A 17,900-nucleotide genomic window follows, 5' to 3' on the forward strand; every position below is an offset into this window, starting at 1 on the left:
CCGTCGCAGTGACGGTGGTTGTTTTTTTAGTTATTTGTTAAAGCAAGCTCTTTTACTTTCAGATCAAATCGATCTGCATTCATCACTTTTACCCATGCTGCAACAAAATCTTTAACGAACTTTTCTTTGTTATCATCTTGAGCATACACTTCTGAAATAGCGCGTAGAACGGAGTTTGAACCGAATACAAGATCAACACGTGTTGCTGTGCGAACAACCTCTCCAGTTGTACGGTCTGTACCTTCATACACATCGCCATCAACTGCTGACCATTTCACTTCAATATCAAGTAAGTTAGTGAAGAAATCATTTGTTAGTGATCCAACATTTTCGGTGAACACACCATGTTTCGTTCCTTGATGATTTGTTCCAAGCACACGCATTCCACCTACAAGAACAGTCATTTCAGCCGCTGTTAAGTTAAGTAATTGCGCTTTATCAACTAGTAATTCTTCAGATGTCACGCTGTATTGTTGTTTTTGATAGTTACGGAAACCATCAGCAACAGGCTCAAGCACATCAAAGCTATCAACATCTGTTTGTTCTTGTGTTGAATCACCACGGCCAGGTGCAAATGGAACAGTTACTTCAAATCCAGCTTGCTCCGCTGCTTTTTCAACCGCTGCACTACCACCGAGTACAATTAAATCAGCAAGACTAATTTCATGATTTACTTGTTGCTGAATTTCTTCGAGCACTTGAAGCACATGTGCTAGCTGCTCAGGTTGATTTGCTTCCCAGTCTTTTTGTGGGCTGAGACGAATGCGAGAGCCATTGGCGCCACCACGCATATCTGAACCACGGTATGTGCTTGCTGAAGCCCAAGCAGTTGCCACAAGCTCACCAATGGATAAACCTGAATCAAGAATTTTCCCTTTGATCTCCGCAAGGTCTGAATCAGATAACTGATCATTACCGGCAGGAACAGGATCTTGCCAAATTAATTCTTCTTGAGGGACTTCTGGTCCTAAATAGCGATCACGTGGACCCATGTCACGGTGAAGTAACTTAAACCAAGCACGAGCAAACATGTCTGCTAATTGTTCAGGATTCTCGTGAAAACGACGAGAGATCTTTTCATAAGCAGGGTCCATACGAAGCGCCATATCTGCTGTAGTCATGATTGTTGCGACGCGCTTCGATGCGTCTTCAGCGTCTGGTGCCAAGTCTTTTTCTTCCGGCTTAATTGCCGCCCATTGGTAAGCACCGGCAGGGCTTTTCGTTAGCTCCCACTCATAACCAAACAATAGATCAAAGAAACCATTATCCCACTGCGTCGGATTTGCTGTCCAAGCACCTTCAATTCCGCTTGTGATGGTGTCACTGCCTTTACCGCTGCCATGTGAACTCAACCAGCCAAGTCCTTGTGCTTCAAGTGCTTCTGCTTCAGGCTCAGGACCAACTTGAGCAGCATCACCTGCACCATGAGCTTTACCAAACGTATGACCTCCAGCAACTAGTGCCACTGTTTCTTCATCGTTCATTCCCATACGAGCGAATGTTTCACGAATGTCACGCGCACTTGCAACTGGATCTGGCTTCCCATTTGGGCCCTCTGGGTTAACATAAATTAAGCCCATCTGAACCGCAGCAAGAGGATTCTCTAATTCACGGTCCCCAGTGTAACGGTTATCGCCAAGCATTTCTTTTTCATTACCCCAATAAATATCCTCTTCTGGATGCCAAATGTCCGCTCGTCCACCAGCAAAACCAAATGTTTTACCACCCATAGATTCAATCGCAACGTTTCCTGTAAGTAAGAGTAAATCGGCCCAAGAGATTTTATTGCCGTATTTTTGTTTGATCGGCCATAAAAGACGACGTGCTTTATCAATGTTCGCATTATCAGCCCAACTGTTTAATGGAGCGAAACGCTGATTTCCCGTGTTACCACCACCGCGGCCATCACCTGTTCTATACGTACCGGCAGCATGCCAAGCCATACGGATAAACAACGGACCATAATGACCATAATCAGCCGGCCACCAGTCTTTAGAATCGGTCATTAATGTTGTTAAATCTTGTTTTAATGCAGCGTAATCAAGTTTAGTAAACTCCTCTGCGTAGTTGAAATCTTCGCCAAGAGGATTTGTTTTTGTATCGTGCTGATGAAGAATAGATAGATTGAGGTGATTAGGCCACCAGTCTTTGTTCGTTGTCCCACTAGACTTTGGACTAGTCGTGCTACCATGAGAGAAAGGGCACTTTCCTCCTGAATGGTTTGCTTCCGAAATAATATTGTTATCGCTCATCTTCATTCTCCTCTACTTTTTAAAATTAAAACTAAAATTATGCATCTTCTAAAGAGTATCAGATGATAATTATTCTTATGTAATCATTATAATAAAATATAACAAAAAATGAAAGACTATTATTCTTAAAAAGGATGTCTTTTTTATTTTGATTAATGAAATACCGTTCGTTCAAAGCATTTCTCGTTCAACAATTAAGATGATACAAGAAGAATGAGAAACGAGAATAACTTAGGTTTTATCGAACGAGTTCCCGAGCAAATAAGATAGGAAGGGGGGTACATTTTTTGTATTACAGCAAGCAAGTTTTAGTAAGCTTGATCGGTCACTAGTATTCTACTGAAAGGTGGTAGTGGAGAACTTACGAGTTAAAAACACGTCTACACATTACCCTTATTTAATAACTTATAAACTGCTCTTTTTAGATGATTGCGAACATGTAAGGCTAAATGAGAAGGAGGGGTGCCGGTAATCCATGCAGATTTTTCATTTAGAATGCTTTTGCGATGAGTATACTAGAAACGATCGCTATACTGGCTTAAATTGGTTTGCTCTATTAGCGACAATTTGGTACGATGAGACGATCTGTTTTTATTGAAAAAACTCGAAACCATAGCATATGTAGAAACTAGAAAAGGTTATCCCATAGCTCTTTATCGTTTGAACATCTCGCATCTTGGTCTTGGAAGAAGGAGACACACAACATCATGGCTTCATCACAACAATGGTCATCAAAATTAGGTTTTTTGTACGCAACCGCAGGAAGTGCAATTGGCCTCGGCGCCATATGGAAATTTCCATACATTGCAGGAACCAATGGCGGTGGCGCTTTTTTTATGCTTTTTTTGGGATTTACCTTACTGATTGGCGTTCCATTATTAATAGGGGAATACATTCTGGGCCGTCACTCCGGTTCTGATGCCATTACCACTTTTAGAAAGCTAGCGCCAAAGTCTGTTTTTCAAGCGACTGGGTGGCTAGGGGTCATTACTTGTTTTCTTATTTTATCTTTTTATAGTGTGATTGGCGGCTGGTCGCTTCTTTATCTAGGCTCCTCGTTAACAGGTCAATTGAGTCAATTGGAAAGTGACCAATTTGCTGTACGCTTTGCGGATCTAATCTCAAATCCATATTTAGCCATTGGGGCGCAGGCCTTTTTTCTAGCATTAACTGCTGGCATTGTCTCACAAGGAGTACAGAAAGGAATTGAACGAGCCAGTAAATGGATGATCCCTGGACTTTTTATCCTTTTGCTTATATTAGCTGGCTATTCTTTAACATTAGAAGGAGCAAGAGAGGGGCTTGCGTTTTTATTTAAGCCGGATTGGAGTAATGTTTCAAATGATGTCGTTTTATTTGCGCTTGGACAATCCTTTTTTGCGTTATCATTAGGGGTATCAATTATGGTGACGTTAAGTTCTTATGCATCTAAAAAGCAAGATTTACCGTTATCTGCCATTACGCTTGGCGGAATGAACATCTTTGTCGCAGTGCTAGCAGGAATTATGATTTTTCCAGGTGTATTTACCTTTAATTTGGAGCCAAGTGAAGGACCGACATTAATTTTTGCTGCTGTGCCTAGCATCTTCTCTACTATGCCTTACGGGCAAGTACTTGTCTTTTTATTTTTCATTCTCTTTTTCTTTGCCGCATTAAGTACGGCTTTTTCACTGTTAGAGATCGTTGTCGCTGCTTTTATGAAGGGCGATTCCCGTAAACGCCAAAAAAGCAGCTGGTTTTTTGCTTTTCTTGTTCTCTTAATGGGTGTGCCATCTGCACTTTCATTTGGAGTGATTGATCATTGGTCCATTTTTGAAATGACGTTTTTTGATGCGATTGACTATATTGTCTCGAACGTATTTATCCCCATTGGAGCTTTGTGCATCAGCTTCGTATTACTTTTTAAAATGCGTCGTCGTGCCTTATTTCTTGAGTTTAAGCAAGGCAGTGTATTCGGACGAAAGCTTTTTATCGTCTGGTATACCATCATTGTTACAATCGTTCCAATCGCCATTTCGGTCGTTTTAATTGATCAGCTGCTCGGATTAAATGTCCTAAGCATTTTCTTTTCATAATAGGAAAACCTCACAACAAGATGGTTGTGAGGTTTTTTTCTGTAAGTTATACTTTAAGGGAACCGCGGAATCCCCGTGCCGCATAGTACGATGACGCGCCATTATGATAAACAAACACCTGACCATAGCGATAGTCGCAAAAGAGTGCACCGCCAAGCGCGCGAATTGGAGCTGGGGTCGCGATCCAAGAAGATGTTTTTTGATCAAATGGACCGTGTTGTTGCAACGTTCGATAGTCTTCCTCTGACAGAAGTTCGATCCCCATCTCAGTCGCTACATCTATGGCGTTGTTCGCAGGTTTGTGGGTCTTTCTCGACTCCAATGCCTCCATATCATAACAAAGGCTTCTACGCCCTTTAGGAGTTTCAGCTGAGCAATCAACAAAAAGATACTCATCGGTTTCCACGTTATAGCCAATTACATCTGGCTCGCCACCTGATTGCTCCATTTCGTTCAGAGACCACAGCTTTTGATTCTCACTTATTAATTTCGCTTCTAAATCAGCCCAATTCAAAGAGGGATGCCGCTTCATATTCGCTTCAAATCGCTTTTTTAACGTGCTGAGTAAATTTGTTTGTTGTTCAGACTTCATCTTTGGTACCCCCAACTTTATTTCTTTGGTATGGCTTGATTATAGCTGTATCAAACTTTAATGACAAATCATGATGCGAAAACCACCTGACGATTTAGAAGAAAAGCGCTACAATGGAATGAATCACCTTAATTTATTCAGAACATCAGCCATTTAATCTGTAATTAGATAAAGAATGAATCAAGTTGCTAGCTTACTAACACGAAAAAACGTTAATAGAGGAGAGGCATGTGAACAATCTTACATCTAAGACATTCAACATTGAAAAGCTTCATACTAACCATATCAACCAATTAATCACATTATCTAAAGCGGTCGGTTGGGATTACGATCACGATGAAATTTCTACAATTATGAAAACAGGAACAATAGTTGGCTGTAAAGACAGCTCGCAAACCATCATTGCTTCTGCTGCGATTATTTCTTATGGAGATGGCAGCTTAACCTCAATTGGCATGGTTATTGTCCATCCTCAGTATAGAGGTTTTGGGTTGGGGAGAAGAGTGACTGACGCTTGTCTTCATTTAAATAAAGAGTCTTGTCCAACTATGCTTATTGCAACGGAAGAAGGCAAACCACTCTATCAGAAAATGGGCTTTAAAGAAGTCGGACAGGTTCGAAAGTATACAGCTAACCAAGTCATGCACAAGTCAAACATTGTACATAACGCTACTCTAATAAGAGGCATTGACGAAAATGATTTTGCTACGATAGTCGAAATTGATGCATGCGCATTTGGAGCAAAGCGCAGTACGTTCTTAACAGAGAGATTAAACCAGTCAGTGATTGGCTTGGTTAGTCTAAACAAAGATCGCCAAATAACAGGATACGGCATGGTAATTGAAACGCCAGCTAATCTAATCATTGGACCAATCGTATCCAGTACAGCAGAAGAAGCCATCATGCTAATCAATAAGCTAGTAGAAAATAGAAATGGACCTGTACGGATCGATATGCCACAGTATAATCAACTAGTAAATGATCATTTACTTTTAATTGGATTCTCAGAAGTAGCACAGCCTCCTATTATGATGCTCCATTCAGACGGTTTGCCTCAACGTAACGGCAACCTTTACGCTGTGGCTGCACAGATATTTGGTTAAGTTGACTAATAAACACAGTAATAAAAAATAAAGATTAAATGGGGAGTGTTAATTTGAACATTAAACTGCGAATTTATTTAGATCAATTAGAACCTGCCATTGAACGAGTAATTGAAGTACATGAATCAACTACTTTTGCTCAGCTTCATACGATTATCCAACTAGCTTTTCAATGGGAGAACAGTCATTTACATCAGTTTCAAATCCTAATTGATTTAAAAAGAGACAAACTAATTGAAAAAGAAAAAAAGAAATTCGTGTTATCAGACCCAAAAGATCCTGATTTCCCTAAACACTATATTGATGAAAATGAAAAACAACTTTGCGATTTTCCTTTTAAAAAAGGCGATAGCTTTACTTATTGGTATGACTATGGAGATGATTGGTTTCATACAATTGAAATTCTTGATTTTATGGACACAGAACCTTTGCTTACTCCTCATTGTCTCCTGTTTAATCATGTAGCACCTACTGAAGATTCCCGCGGTGATTGGTTAACTGAGAGCTGGAAAGCGGAACATCCGACAAACTGGCTGTCAAAGGAGGACGGTGTTCGGTATTGCAAAGGCTTAAACGAACAATTTCAAAACTTACGATTTGAACTAGCGCCATTTGATTTTATTCAAAAAGAGGCTAGTAGGCTAGAAAAAAAATTACTGAATTTAGCTACTTCAATAAAACAAGAGAAACCTTGGACTCTAATTAATTCCAATCAAATACTCGTGTTTCAAGATCCATTTACTGAAGAGTATTACTATTGTACAATTATGGGTCATCTCGGGGAAGTGCTGGGAATCGCGGTCTATGTAGGCGAGGCAGGTTATTCTTCATTAAAAAAAATTCAATCCGAGCTTGCTACCGTCCATGAGCAAGATGCTCTACTGTTAACGTTTAATAACCGAAAGGATATAGACCCAAACGATTACAACCTAATTAAGCATCATGGTTTTTCTTTCCGGGGAAAACAGGCATGGCCGACTTTCAGAAACTATAAACCTGGATACTATCCTTGGTACCTTTCAATTAAAGAGATGACTAAACTCTGTTACGCATTAGAACAGCTACTTATTGTGTTGCCAAAAGCAAAAAAAGATCCGCTATTTTTAGAAAATACATCTCGAGATGGGGAACTCCACCTTTTAACTGATGGTAAGTTTAGTAAGATTATTGACATAACCGACATTTATACTAGTGAAACGGAGAATGAGTTACTTTCATATATCTCACCTTTTGAGCTAAAGAGTTTAAAAAAACGAACCAAACAAATTGAAGATGTGTTCGAATTAGGCATATCAGTTGTAGAAGAACCTGTACAAGCAACTGTAGACGAACGGCCTTATTTTCCCCTTGCCTGTTTCATACTAAGCAGAAATACGGGGCTATTAATTGGTCAAACCCTGTGTAAATTTGACCAGCTGGAAGAGGTGCAGTTTCTTTTAGCTGATACGATATCTACAATTGGGTGCCGGCCTAGAAAAATTATTTATCAATCGCATTTAGCTTTTAATGCTGTTTATCCTATAACAGACCAATTAAATATCCCCTTAAAAAAAGAAAAGAAACTTCAAGTAGAAAAAGTGATACGCGATGCTTTTCGTCTAAACACATTAAAATCATCCAAGTAAGCATGCAAGCTCTAGCTTGCATGCCTTTTTCTGATTTCCTTATAACAATAGAAGGAGTTCCTAAGAAATGAGAATACTTATTTATCTCGTCCTCATGGTTAGTGCATTTACGCTCTATTATTATGCCGGTGAACACTTTTACGAACAAGATGAGAGTTCTATACGGCGTGTTTTCAGAACAGGGTTCAGGGTCCTTTTAATAAATGTTATGGTTTATATGACCTATCGGTTATTTGTCAAAAAATCATCTAAGAAAAGCTAATTTGATTTCAGCAAGTTCATACATACAGAATAAATTTTGCGTTATGTTAAGTTATTATTAAAATAAGCACAATAATCAATGCAGTTGCAGCGAATTTGATATGATGGACTTGTTTGAAAGTTACAACAAAAATCATTAGGAGGTAAGGTTATATGCGATATCGCAAAAGTATCGTTGCCACAACAATGCTCTCATTCTTTCTATTAGGTCAACAACATCTAGCTTCAGCAGAGGGGCCTAATGATCCGGCACCTGAATTAATTCCTGATAACCCAAATGGCATGACGATTCTATTCGACAATAGTCATGGTCAAACAGCTGGACAATCGGACTGGGTCATTGATGGAGCGTTTTCTGATTTTGCAGATGCTTTAGTCGAAGAAGGTTTTTTTGTAAAAGAACACCGCAGTACAGACCCTTTGTCAGATGAAGATTTGAATGATGTTGATGTTTTTGTAATTCCGGAAGCACAGATTCCCTTTAAAGCAACGGAACAAGATGCGATTGCTAGCTTTGCCGAAAATGGTGGTGGTGTGTTCTTCATCGCTGACCACTATAACGCAGACCGTAATTTAAACCGTTGGGATTCTAATGAAATTATGAATGGTTGGCGTCGTGGTGCTTATGAAGAGCCGACAAAAGGAATGTCAGCTGGTGAAATTGAAGCGATGGAAGGTGTTGTTAGCTCCGATTGGCTAAGTGATGAATTTGGCGTACGCTTCCGTTTTAATTCAATTGACAATACAGCTGGCGATATTATCGTTCCAACTGAAGAATCGTTTGGTATTACAGAAGGAATTGAAGAAGTCTCAATCCATGCGGGTTCCACGATTGCAATTATGAACGAAGAAATTGCCAAAGGTATTGTGTTTCTGCCAGACGGCTTAACAGAACAGGCAAATAAATGGAACAATGCTGTAGATCAGGGTGTTTACTTTGGTGGGGGAATTGAGGAAGGGCCATTTGTCGCTATCGGGAAAAAAGGGGATGGCAAATCAGCCTTTATTGGTGACTCGTCACCAGTTGAAGACATTACGCCTAAATACCGCAATGAAGAACATGGTGGGGTCAAACGCACATATGATGGTTTCATTGATCGTGACAACGGACCATTGCTTGTGAATGTTGTCAACTGGTTAGCTGAACAGGAAAATTATCAAACATTTGCCGATATTGACTTACCGCTTGATGAACCATCTCCAATTCTAGACATGGAAACACCTGAGCTTTCAACAGAGCCACAGGTTGAGCCATGGAGAGCACCTCAATCGGGTTATTTATGGTACGACCAGAGTACATTTGCCGATGGTTCGTTTGGCTCTGAAACCGCTCCTCCAGTCGATATCAAATATAGTATTGATACACCTGGGACACTGCCTGCTGACGGCACACCGTTTCAAGTGAAGATTACCTTAACAGATATGAATCCAAATCAAGTGATCACGAATGCTCAAATGCAAGTGTATCTACAAGGAGGAACAGCGGTTTCTCAAATTCAACAAGCGGATGGCTCTTGGCCAAACGGTTACGGATACCAAAGTACCGGAGAGATTAGAGCCGACGCATCAGGTACAGCTGAAACAACTGTCACAATGCGTCTTGGCAACGGCGTAACAGAAGGTTCAGCAAACATTCGTTTGCGTGTTGGTTCAACGAATGTCGTGACTCAAGGTGTTACCATTGGCAATGATGCTGGAGGAGAACAACCACAGCCACCGGTTGAGGAAGCAGAGTACAATCTGGTTTATCCAGATGCTCTACCAATAGGCGGCACTGTTTTTCCAGTAGAAGTTATTTTAAATGGACTTGAACCTGGTACAACAATAACAAATGCACAGGTTCAAGTTTACTTGACTGGTGGACAGGCAGTATCTCAGATTCAGCGTGAGGATGGTACGTGGCCGTCAAATTATGGCTATTTTAACGTTGGGAATTTGACTGCCAATCAAGAGGGACGTGCGAGCAAAACGATTCAAATGCGTTTAAATCCAACAACACAAGCTGGAACAGCAAGTATTCGATTGCGCTTAGGTAGTGGGAACAATGTCTTAACCGAATCCGTTTCTTTGCAGGCAATCAATCAAACAAGTTCTACTGTCCTACCTTTTAGAAATTACCTTAAACTCTGGGATAAAGAAACGTTCTGGAAAGCAAGTTAATAGTAACTATAAAAGCCTGTTGCGGATTAATCATCTGCGCAACAGGCTTTTTACTTACTCTATTTCAGCAAACACTTCTTGGATCGTTTCCACAAGAAAGGTGAGATCCTCTCTTGTTGATGTGAGAGGGGGAGCAATGATCAACACATTTCCTCCTGAAGGTACGGTATCGCCATTTTTACCGATGATCAATCCTTTCTTTTGGCAGGCAGCGACTATCGTTTTTATTTGCTCGTCTTCTAGTGGTTTTTTACTCGCTTTGTCTGACACAAGCTCAATCCCGTATAAAAAGCCAACGCCGCGGACTTCTCCGACTAAAGCATGGGAAGTGAGCTGCCGCAGCTGACTCAATACGTCCGCTTCAAGAGTGGCCACTTGTTTAACAATGTCATGCCGCTCAATGAGTTCAATCGTTTTTAGTGCGACTGCGCAAGAAGCAGGGTGTCCTCCATAAGTGGAAACGTGTCGGAAATGATTGGTTGTTCCAGTATCTTTAAACGACTGATAGATTGATTCTTTCACACAAGTTGCACCAAGCGGTAGGTAGCCTGCCGTTAAACCTTTAGCGAATGTAATGATATCTGGATAAAGAGACTCACCATGCATATAACCAAACATCTTCCCTGTACGGCCAAAACCTGAAACCACTTCATCTAAAATAAGCAAAACATTGTAGCGGTTACATATGTCTCGCACCTTTTTGTAATACAGATCGGATTGAGGGTGAATGACACCACCGCCAGAAATAACGGGCTCCATGATAAATGCAGCAACAGATTCGGGACCTTCCCATAAAATCGTTTGCTCTAAGTATTCCGCAGCGCGCAAGTCGTCATCGTCGTATGAACCAAAGGCGCTTCGGTAGGCATAGGGGGGAGGAATGTGAATAAATCCAGGCACATTCACTTCATATTTCATTTTTCGATTCGCTTGAGCCGTTGCGGCCAACGCACCGAGCGAATTGCCATGATACGCGCGATAGCGAGAGATGATTTTCGTTTTCTCAGGATTGCCAGATTGTTTATGGTGCTGACGAGCAATTTTAAATGCCGTTTCATTTGCATCAGAGCCGCCATTTGCGAAAAAAGAGCGATACCCGCCGCCAAGTAATTCATTTAATTTCTCAGCTAAATCAATTGCTGGCTTGTGACCAAACGAAAGGGGAAAGTACGCCAACGCCTTCATTTGTTCCGTTGCGGCTTCAATAATTTCAGTTTGTCCATGCCCGAGGTTAAGGCACCATAGACCGGACACGCCATCGAAATAGCGATTGCCTTCTGTATCAGTAAACCAGGAACCTTCACCTGACTCAGCAATAAGCGGAGCTGCCTGTGCTTGATACGGTTTCAAAGCATGCCATAAATGTTCTTGATCTTTCTCGCCGTAAGATTTTTTAATCTCTGCTTCCATGTTTAACCCTCCCCAAACCTAATTGATTAGTCGTTGGATTGTTTCATAAAGCACGGTTGCCCCTTTTACACATTCTTCCCATGAGGTATATTCTTCTTCAGCGTGACTAATTCCTCCAGTACTTGGTACAAAAATCATCGCTGTTGGAACGACTCCAGCTATAAACTGGGCATCATGTCCAGCCCCGCTTACCATTCGCTTATGTGAATAACCTAAATCTGTTGTTGCTTGCTCGACTTGATTCACAACGTCTGAGTCAAACCAGACGGTATCTCGCCCCCAAAGTTTTGTTGCTTTTGAAGAGAGAGTAGCTTCTTCGACAACAGTATCAATGATACGCTCGACTTCTTGAATGACACTTTCATCTTTATGCCTTGCTTCGATCGAGAACACAACTTTATTGGGGATAACGGTATGAATGTTAGGAGAAACGGTGAACCGCCCCATTGTATAAACTAATTCGGAATCGAGCTTTGCAAGCTCTTGATGAAAGGCCGTCATACAGAGATTGGCTGCTGTAAGCGCATCGCTTCGCATCGTTTGAGGTGTTGTGCCAGCATGATTGGATTTACCGGTAATTTCAATTTCATAGCAGCACATACCGACAACGCATTCGACAACACCAATCTCTAGCTGTTCTCGCTCTAAAATAGGTCCTTGTTCAATATGAAGTTCAAGGAAAGCACGAGCTGAGTCTAGGCGATTGGCTTTGTTACCGACAAAACCACTTGCTTGAAGTGCTTCCGCAAACGTGATGCCTTCTGGATCTGTTTTTTTCATCATCGTTTCTTTATCAAACTTGCCGGCAATGATTCCCGAAGCCATCATTGATGGTTCAAATCGAGCGCCTTCTTCATTGGTGAAATTGATAATGCCCACTGGAGTATCCGGCTCAATGCCTTGATCGATTATGGAGCGCACCACTTCAAGGGCAGCCGCAACACCAAGAACACCGTCAAACCGACCACCTTTTTTGACTGTGTCAAGATGTGAACCCATGAAGATAGGGGGCTTTTTTGGATTCTTACCCGGTAGAATTGCATACATATTTCCTAAATCGTCAAGCTGAACGGTTAAACCCAAAGCTTCACATTGCTCGTTAAAGTACGTTCGAGCATCAATATCTTCTTTAGAGAGAGAAAGGCGGGTGACGCCATTATTAGCAGTCTTTCCGAACGAAGCGAACGTGTTTAATGTTTCTGTTAATCGAGCTGAATTGATTGTTTTCTTTTCTGTTTTCACAAAAATACCTCCTTTATTACCCGACTTGCGAGCGCTTGTGAAAATAGAGTGTCGAAGCGTATTTTCTGGCATTTGCATTTCCAAGCGTTACTGTGCGCTGATGCTGATCGTTGACAAAAACAACATCCGAACCGTTTAAATGATCGGTAATCGATTGAATGCTGTAACCTTCAGCCATAAGAGCATCCATTTTTTTCTTTTCCGTTTCGTAATGAATATATTCCGCCATAAAAGCCTCCCTTTAAAGTTACTGTTCTACTTTTTCATTGGAAAGAGTGTTGCCATAAGTAGAACGCTTAATGAAGGATCCGTCACCCGGTGATCCCACATACATGCCATCCTTTATGATGACTTGTCCTCGCGACAATACGGTGCGCGGTAAGCCTTTTACGTTCATTCCTTCAAATGCATTATAATCAACTGCTAAATGATGCGTTTTCGCTGATAAAGTGCGTTCAACGCTTGGATCAAATACAACAAGATCGGCGTCCGCTCCAACTGAAATCGTTCCTTTTTTCGGATACATTCCAAATAATTTCGCTGCCCTTGTTGAAGTTAAATCAACAAATTGATTTAAACTAATTCGACCTTTTTCAACCCCTTCAGAATATAAAATGCTCATTCGATCTTCAACAATTGGACCGCCGTTAGGGATTTTCGTAAAATCATCTTTGCCTAAACTTTTCTGACCATCGAAATCAAATGAGCATTGATCACTACCTATCGTTTGTAACGCACCTGTTTTTAAGGCATTCCATAATGCCGCTTGATGCTCTTTCGGGCGGAGAGGAGGGGACCAGACATACTTGGCTCCTTCAAAATTAGGTTTGCGTAAAGCATCTTCGTCAAGGACTAAATATTGTGGACACGTTTCGCCCCAGATGTCAGCTCCTTGTTTTCGCGCTTCTTCAATCTGATTTACAGCTTCTGCACAGGTGACGTGGACCACATAAAGTTGAGATCCCGCTAATGCCGTCAGTTTACAGGCACGTCCTGTTGCTTCACCCTCTGCTTCCACCGGGCGGGTAAGCGCATGATAGATCGGATCAGTTTGGCCTTTTGCGAGAGCTTGTTTTGTTAAGTAATCAATCACATCGCCATTTTCGGCATGAACCATGACCAAAGCGCCTAATTCTTTTGCTTTGATTAACGTTTCAAATAAGGTTGCATCGTCAGCTTGGAAAACATTTTTATAAGCCATGAATACTTTAAAGGACGTAATGCCTTCATTTGTAATAACGGAAGGAAGTTCATTTAAAACAGCCTCAGTCATTTCACCAATCATTAGATGAAAACTGTAATCAATCGCAGCTTTACCAGCTGACTTATCGTGCCAAGTTTGAATCGCTTGCTGCAGAGGCTTTCCTTTCTCGGTTAAACAAAAGTCGATAATGGTTGTTGTGCCGCCAAACGCAGCGCCAATTGTCCCTGTTTCAAAATTATCTTTTGTGACTGTTCCTCCAAAAGGCATATCAAGGTGCGTATGGGGATCAACGCCCCCTGGAAAGACATAACAACCAGCTGCATCAATTGTTTCATCGACCGGCCCAAACGTTTGTGACTGCCCAATTCCTGTGATTTTACCGTTTTCTAAATAAAGATCTGCTTGAAACGTCTCAGAAGCAGTAACAATTGTGCCGTTTTTAATCAATTTTTTCATTTTATTTCACTCCTTAAGATTGAGAGGCTCTCATGGATGCCATCGCGCTTTGGCGATCATTCCACGACATTGGCGGTAAACCATTTTCTTTTACGACCATATCAATCGCACCATCAACAGGACAGACAATGGCACATAAATTACAGCCGACACATTCCTCTTCGTTTACTTTTAAATAAGGGGCACCATTCCCGTCAACAAATCGTTCAATACATTGATGTGCCGTATCTTCACAAGCAATATGGCATTTATTACAGTTAATACAGACATCGGTATGGATATTAGCGACCACTTGATGATTTAAGTTTACATTGCCCCAATCAGAATACATCTGAACGGATTTACCAGTTAGCTCACGCACGGATGCTAGACCTTTGTTGTCTAAATAAGTGGAGAGACCATCAATCATATCTTCAACAATCCGAAAACCGTGATGCATTGCAGCTGTACAAACCTGAACATTCGTTGCCCCCATTAACATAAACTCCACCGCATCCTGCCATGTGGAAATGCCACCAATTCCTGATATCGGAACATTGACTCGAGCATTACGGGCACAATCACCTAACATATGGAGCGCAATTGGTTTAACTGCCGGACCACAATAACCGCCATGGGTGCCGAGTCCATCAACATTAGGAATCGTTTGCCATGAGTGAATGTCGACCCCAGCAAGACTGTTAATCGTGTTAATCATGCTCACGGCATCTGCACCGCCCTGGACAGCGGATTCAGCGGTCACGGTAATGTCGGTGATATTCGGGGTTAACTTAACGATCACAGGGGTTTGCGCTACTTCTTTAGCCCATTCGGTTTGCTTTCGAACAAGTTCAGGGACTTGGCCAGAGGCCGCGCCCATTCCTCGTTCAGCCATCCCGTGGGGGCAGCCGAAGTTTAGTTCTAAACCATCCACACCAACTGCTTCTACTTTCTTAACAATTTCATGCCACTTTTCTTGCTGAGGTTCGACCATTAATGAAGCTACTATCGCATGGTTTGGAAATCGTTTTTTGGTTTCTTCAATTTCACGCAAATTTGTTTCTAGCGGGCGATCGGAAATGAGTTCGATATTATTAAAACCCGCGACTCGTTGACCATTAAAATGAACCGCCGCAAAACGAGAGGTAGAATTAATAATCGGTTCCCCTAATGTTTTCCATACAGCGCCACCCCAACCAGCTTCAAAAGCACGCTGGACTTGATAACCAGAGTTGGTTGGCGGCGCACTAGCGAGCCAAAAGGGGTTTGGCGATGAGATACCAGCGAGATTACTATATAAATCGGCCATCTTATCCCTCCTTAAGCGCTTGTTTCAGCGCGCTCTTCCAGTAGTTTTTGATGAATAGCATAGGCTGCTTGCTTGCCTTGTTCAGCAGCAGAGACAACCATTGCCTCACCTTGTCCATCACCAAAAATAACGTCTCCACATGCATAAATACGTTCAGCCGTTGTTTCAAACTCGCTATTAATAGAAACAATGCCATTCGTTGTTTTTATTCCTGCTTGATCAAGCCAGTCGTAGCGAGATTGTCCAATTGCCGTTATGACAAAATCTGTTTCGATTATTTTCGTTTGACCGGTAGGGAAGGGGCGTCGGCGATCGGCTTGATCAGGGTCTCCTAACGCCATGATCATGCATTCAATGGCATATACCTGTCCATTTTCATCATGAAGAATGCGAGTAGGAGAGTGGAGCCATCTAAACTCAACACCGTCTTGCTTTGCAAACGTATATTCAAAATCATAGGCGGTCATTTCTTTTTCTGTACGACGATAGAGGATTTTAACATTTGTCGCACCAAGACGAATGGCACATGTCGCACCATCAATTGCTGTATTACCAGCACCAATAACAACACCACGTTTTTCGTTAAATTCCTCTGATAACGTACCCGATTTCGTCGCTTTCACAAATTCAATTGCATCGTACACATTACTTGCATCTTCTCCCGGAATGCCAAGAGTCGGAACGTTCGCCATACCAACTGCTAGTACAACGGCATGATACGTTTCTTGTAACTCTTTTAAAGTAAGATCTTGTCCAATTGTCGTACTCGTTTGAATCGTAACACCAACCGATTTTACTTGTTCAACTTCCCAAAAAGAAATGCGCTTTGGTAAACGAAACGAGACAATTCCATATGTGTCCAAACCACCAGCTTCGGCTTCTTTTTCATAAATCGTCACATCGTAGCCTAAAAGCGCAAGCTCTCTCGCAGCAGATAAACCCGCTGGACCACTACCAATGACAGCAACACGCTTATATGTTTTCTTACCAGCTTTAAAGAGAATTTTTTCGTTATGAATAGCCCAGTCTGTGGCAAAACGCTGAAGTTTTCCAATTGAGATTGCTTTAGAAGAATGATTTAACACACATGCGCCTTCACATAATTCTTCGGTGGGGCAGACACGTGCACAACTTGCGCCAACGGGGTTTGCTTCCATAATGGTGCGGGCGGAACCGAGTAAATTGTCAGTTGTTATCTTTTTAATAAATGTGGGGATGTCAATGCCGGTCGGACAAGCAGTAATACAAGGAGCATCATAGCAGTAAAGGCATCTTGTCGCTTCATCCATAGCTTCTTGGGAGGTGAGAGGGGGTTCTACTTCTTCAAAATTTAACTGTAACTCGTCTAACAAACGCATGTAAACGCCTCCTTTTTGAAAATCGAAAAGAATACTTACATGGTGCAGTTGTTATGTGGGTTTTATCTTTCCATACTAAAAGCGAAAGATTCTTAATTCAATAACACTGTTAGATTATATGTTACAAAAGATGAAAAATGAATCGGAAGTCAAGCCTCCTTTCATTGAAAATACGGTAAACAATCTAGTTGTGAGATTCATGGGGGAGGTACTAATTGGTTTGAATGTAAGGGGGGAAGTACTGAGTATTAATAGTCTTACCATAAATAGGATGAAAAAGCTAGAATTAACCCTAAGCAGACTTTTTAAGAACCTGAAGAGGAGTTGCATAAATGGTATCAGCGAAACGTTCGTATATAGACTAAAAGTGCATCGATTAAATTACTTTAAAGGTCGACACTTTTTGATGGTAGTTCATCATTCATTCAGTAAGTAAAACATTTGCTAATGAAGGATTCTCATCCTGTTCGTTATTGGGAAACGATAATGAAATTGCGTTAAAACGAGGAGGATCATCAGATCACGAAGTCGGTATTCCACCAGCTAATAACATTAGACAGGAGAGAGCAACTGGATCTCTTGAGCCATGGTACCATATGCCTGATACAGTCGACTGCAGGTAGCCGGTGAGATTGTTGGACAGGCCGTTATAAGCACCATTAAGAAAGACTTTAAGTGGAAAATAGGCAATCAAGGTAAGATAAAAACAGTTGACGACGCCGATATTTATACGGAAATTAAATAAAACGAAAACCTGCTCAATTTAGAGCAGGTTTTCGTCAGGCTGTTGAGAAAGTAATTTCTCAACAGCTTTTTCTTATTTATAGACACCTAAACAAAAATACTCTTGTTATAATGGAAAAAAGAACGGAAA

Annotated in this window: 12 protein-coding genes; 4 read left to right on the plus strand and 8 right to left on the minus strand. The window is 41.4% G+C overall.

Annotation, left to right across the window (positions count from 1 at the left end; translation table 11 throughout):
- Positions 1-26: 26 nt before the first annotated feature.
- Positions 27-2,252: a catalase/peroxidase HPI gene (gene katG / locus JOC54_RS21825; RefSeq protein WP_204469193.1), complete on the minus strand. Its 2,226-nt coding sequence runs from the start codon at positions 2,250-2,252 to the stop codon at positions 27-29.
- Positions 2,253-2,959: 707 nt separating this feature from the next.
- Here katG and JOC54_RS21830 point away from each other — a divergent pair.
- Positions 2,960-4,327 carry a sodium-dependent transporter gene (locus JOC54_RS21830; protein WP_204469196.1) on the plus strand — a complete coding sequence of 456 codons (1,368 nt, stop codon included), beginning with the start codon at positions 2,960-2,962 and terminating at the stop codon, positions 4,325-4,327.
- Between the two features lie 46 nt (positions 4,328-4,373).
- On the opposite strand, the gene JOC54_RS21835 is transcribed toward JOC54_RS21830, so the two are convergent.
- Positions 4,374-4,919, minus strand: a complete 546-nt coding sequence (locus JOC54_RS21835) for a DUF4256 domain-containing protein (protein WP_204469198.1) — start codon at positions 4,917-4,919, stop codon at positions 4,374-4,376.
- A 230-nt stretch (positions 4,920-5,149) separates the two neighbouring features.
- On the opposite strand from JOC54_RS21835, the gene JOC54_RS21840 reads away from it, so the two are divergent.
- The 3 genes from JOC54_RS21840 (at position 5,150) to JOC54_RS21850 (ending at position 10,068) form a co-directional block, all read left to right on the plus strand.
- Positions 5,150-6,022 (plus strand): GNAT family N-acetyltransferase, encoded by an 873-nt coding sequence (locus JOC54_RS21840; protein ID WP_204469200.1) that lies wholly within the window; start codon positions 5,150-5,152, stop codon positions 6,020-6,022.
- Positions 6,023-6,075: 53 nt separating this feature from the next.
- A complete protein-coding gene (locus JOC54_RS21845; RefSeq protein ID WP_204469203.1) occupies positions 6,076-7,647 on the plus strand; it encodes a plasmid pRiA4b ORF-3 family protein in 1,572 nt (523 codons plus the stop codon).
- Between the two features lie 414 nt (positions 7,648-8,061).
- Positions 8,062-10,068 (plus strand): motility-associated ABC transporter substrate-binding family protein, encoded by a 2,007-nt coding sequence (locus JOC54_RS21850; protein ID WP_204469205.1) that lies wholly within the window; start codon positions 8,062-8,064, stop codon positions 10,066-10,068.
- Positions 10,069-10,122: 54 nt separating this feature from the next.
- Here JOC54_RS21850 and JOC54_RS21855 read toward each other — a convergent pair whose 3' ends face one another.
- From JOC54_RS21855 to JOC54_RS21880, 6 genes are read right to left on the minus strand one after another with little or no spacing between them, the layout of a single operon-like run.
- Positions 10,123-11,478, minus strand: a complete 1,356-nt coding sequence (locus JOC54_RS21855) for an aminotransferase (RefSeq protein WP_204469207.1) — start codon at positions 11,476-11,478, stop codon at positions 10,123-10,125.
- Positions 11,479-11,496: 18 nt separating this feature from the next.
- Positions 11,497-12,720, minus strand: coding sequence for a Zn-dependent hydrolase (locus JOC54_RS21860; protein WP_204469209.1), 1,224 nt, complete (start codon positions 12,718-12,720; stop codon positions 11,497-11,499).
- A gap of 16 nt (positions 12,721-12,736) precedes the next feature.
- Positions 12,737-12,949, minus strand: a complete 213-nt coding sequence (locus JOC54_RS21865) for a hypothetical protein (protein WP_035420674.1) — start codon at positions 12,947-12,949, stop codon at positions 12,737-12,739.
- Positions 12,950-12,967: 18 nt separating this feature from the next.
- Positions 12,968-14,380 (minus strand): dihydropyrimidinase, encoded by a 1,413-nt coding sequence (hydA, locus tag JOC54_RS21870; protein WP_204469211.1) that lies wholly within the window; start codon positions 14,378-14,380, stop codon positions 12,968-12,970.
- 13 nt (positions 14,381-14,393) lie between these two features.
- A complete protein-coding gene (gene preA / locus JOC54_RS21875; RefSeq protein ID WP_204469213.1) occupies positions 14,394-15,668 on the minus strand; it encodes an NAD-dependent dihydropyrimidine dehydrogenase subunit PreA in 1,275 nt (424 codons plus the stop codon).
- A gap of 11 nt (positions 15,669-15,679) precedes the next feature.
- Entirely contained in the window at positions 15,680-17,026 is a 1,347-nt protein-coding gene (locus JOC54_RS21880) for an NAD(P)-dependent oxidoreductase (RefSeq protein WP_204469216.1), read from the minus strand.
- Positions 17,027-17,900 lie beyond the last annotated feature (874 nt).

Source organism: Shouchella xiaoxiensis, from assembly GCF_016907895.1.
Taxonomy (GTDB): Bacteria; Bacillota; Bacilli; order Bacillales; family Bacillaceae_D; genus Shouchella; species Shouchella xiaoxiensis.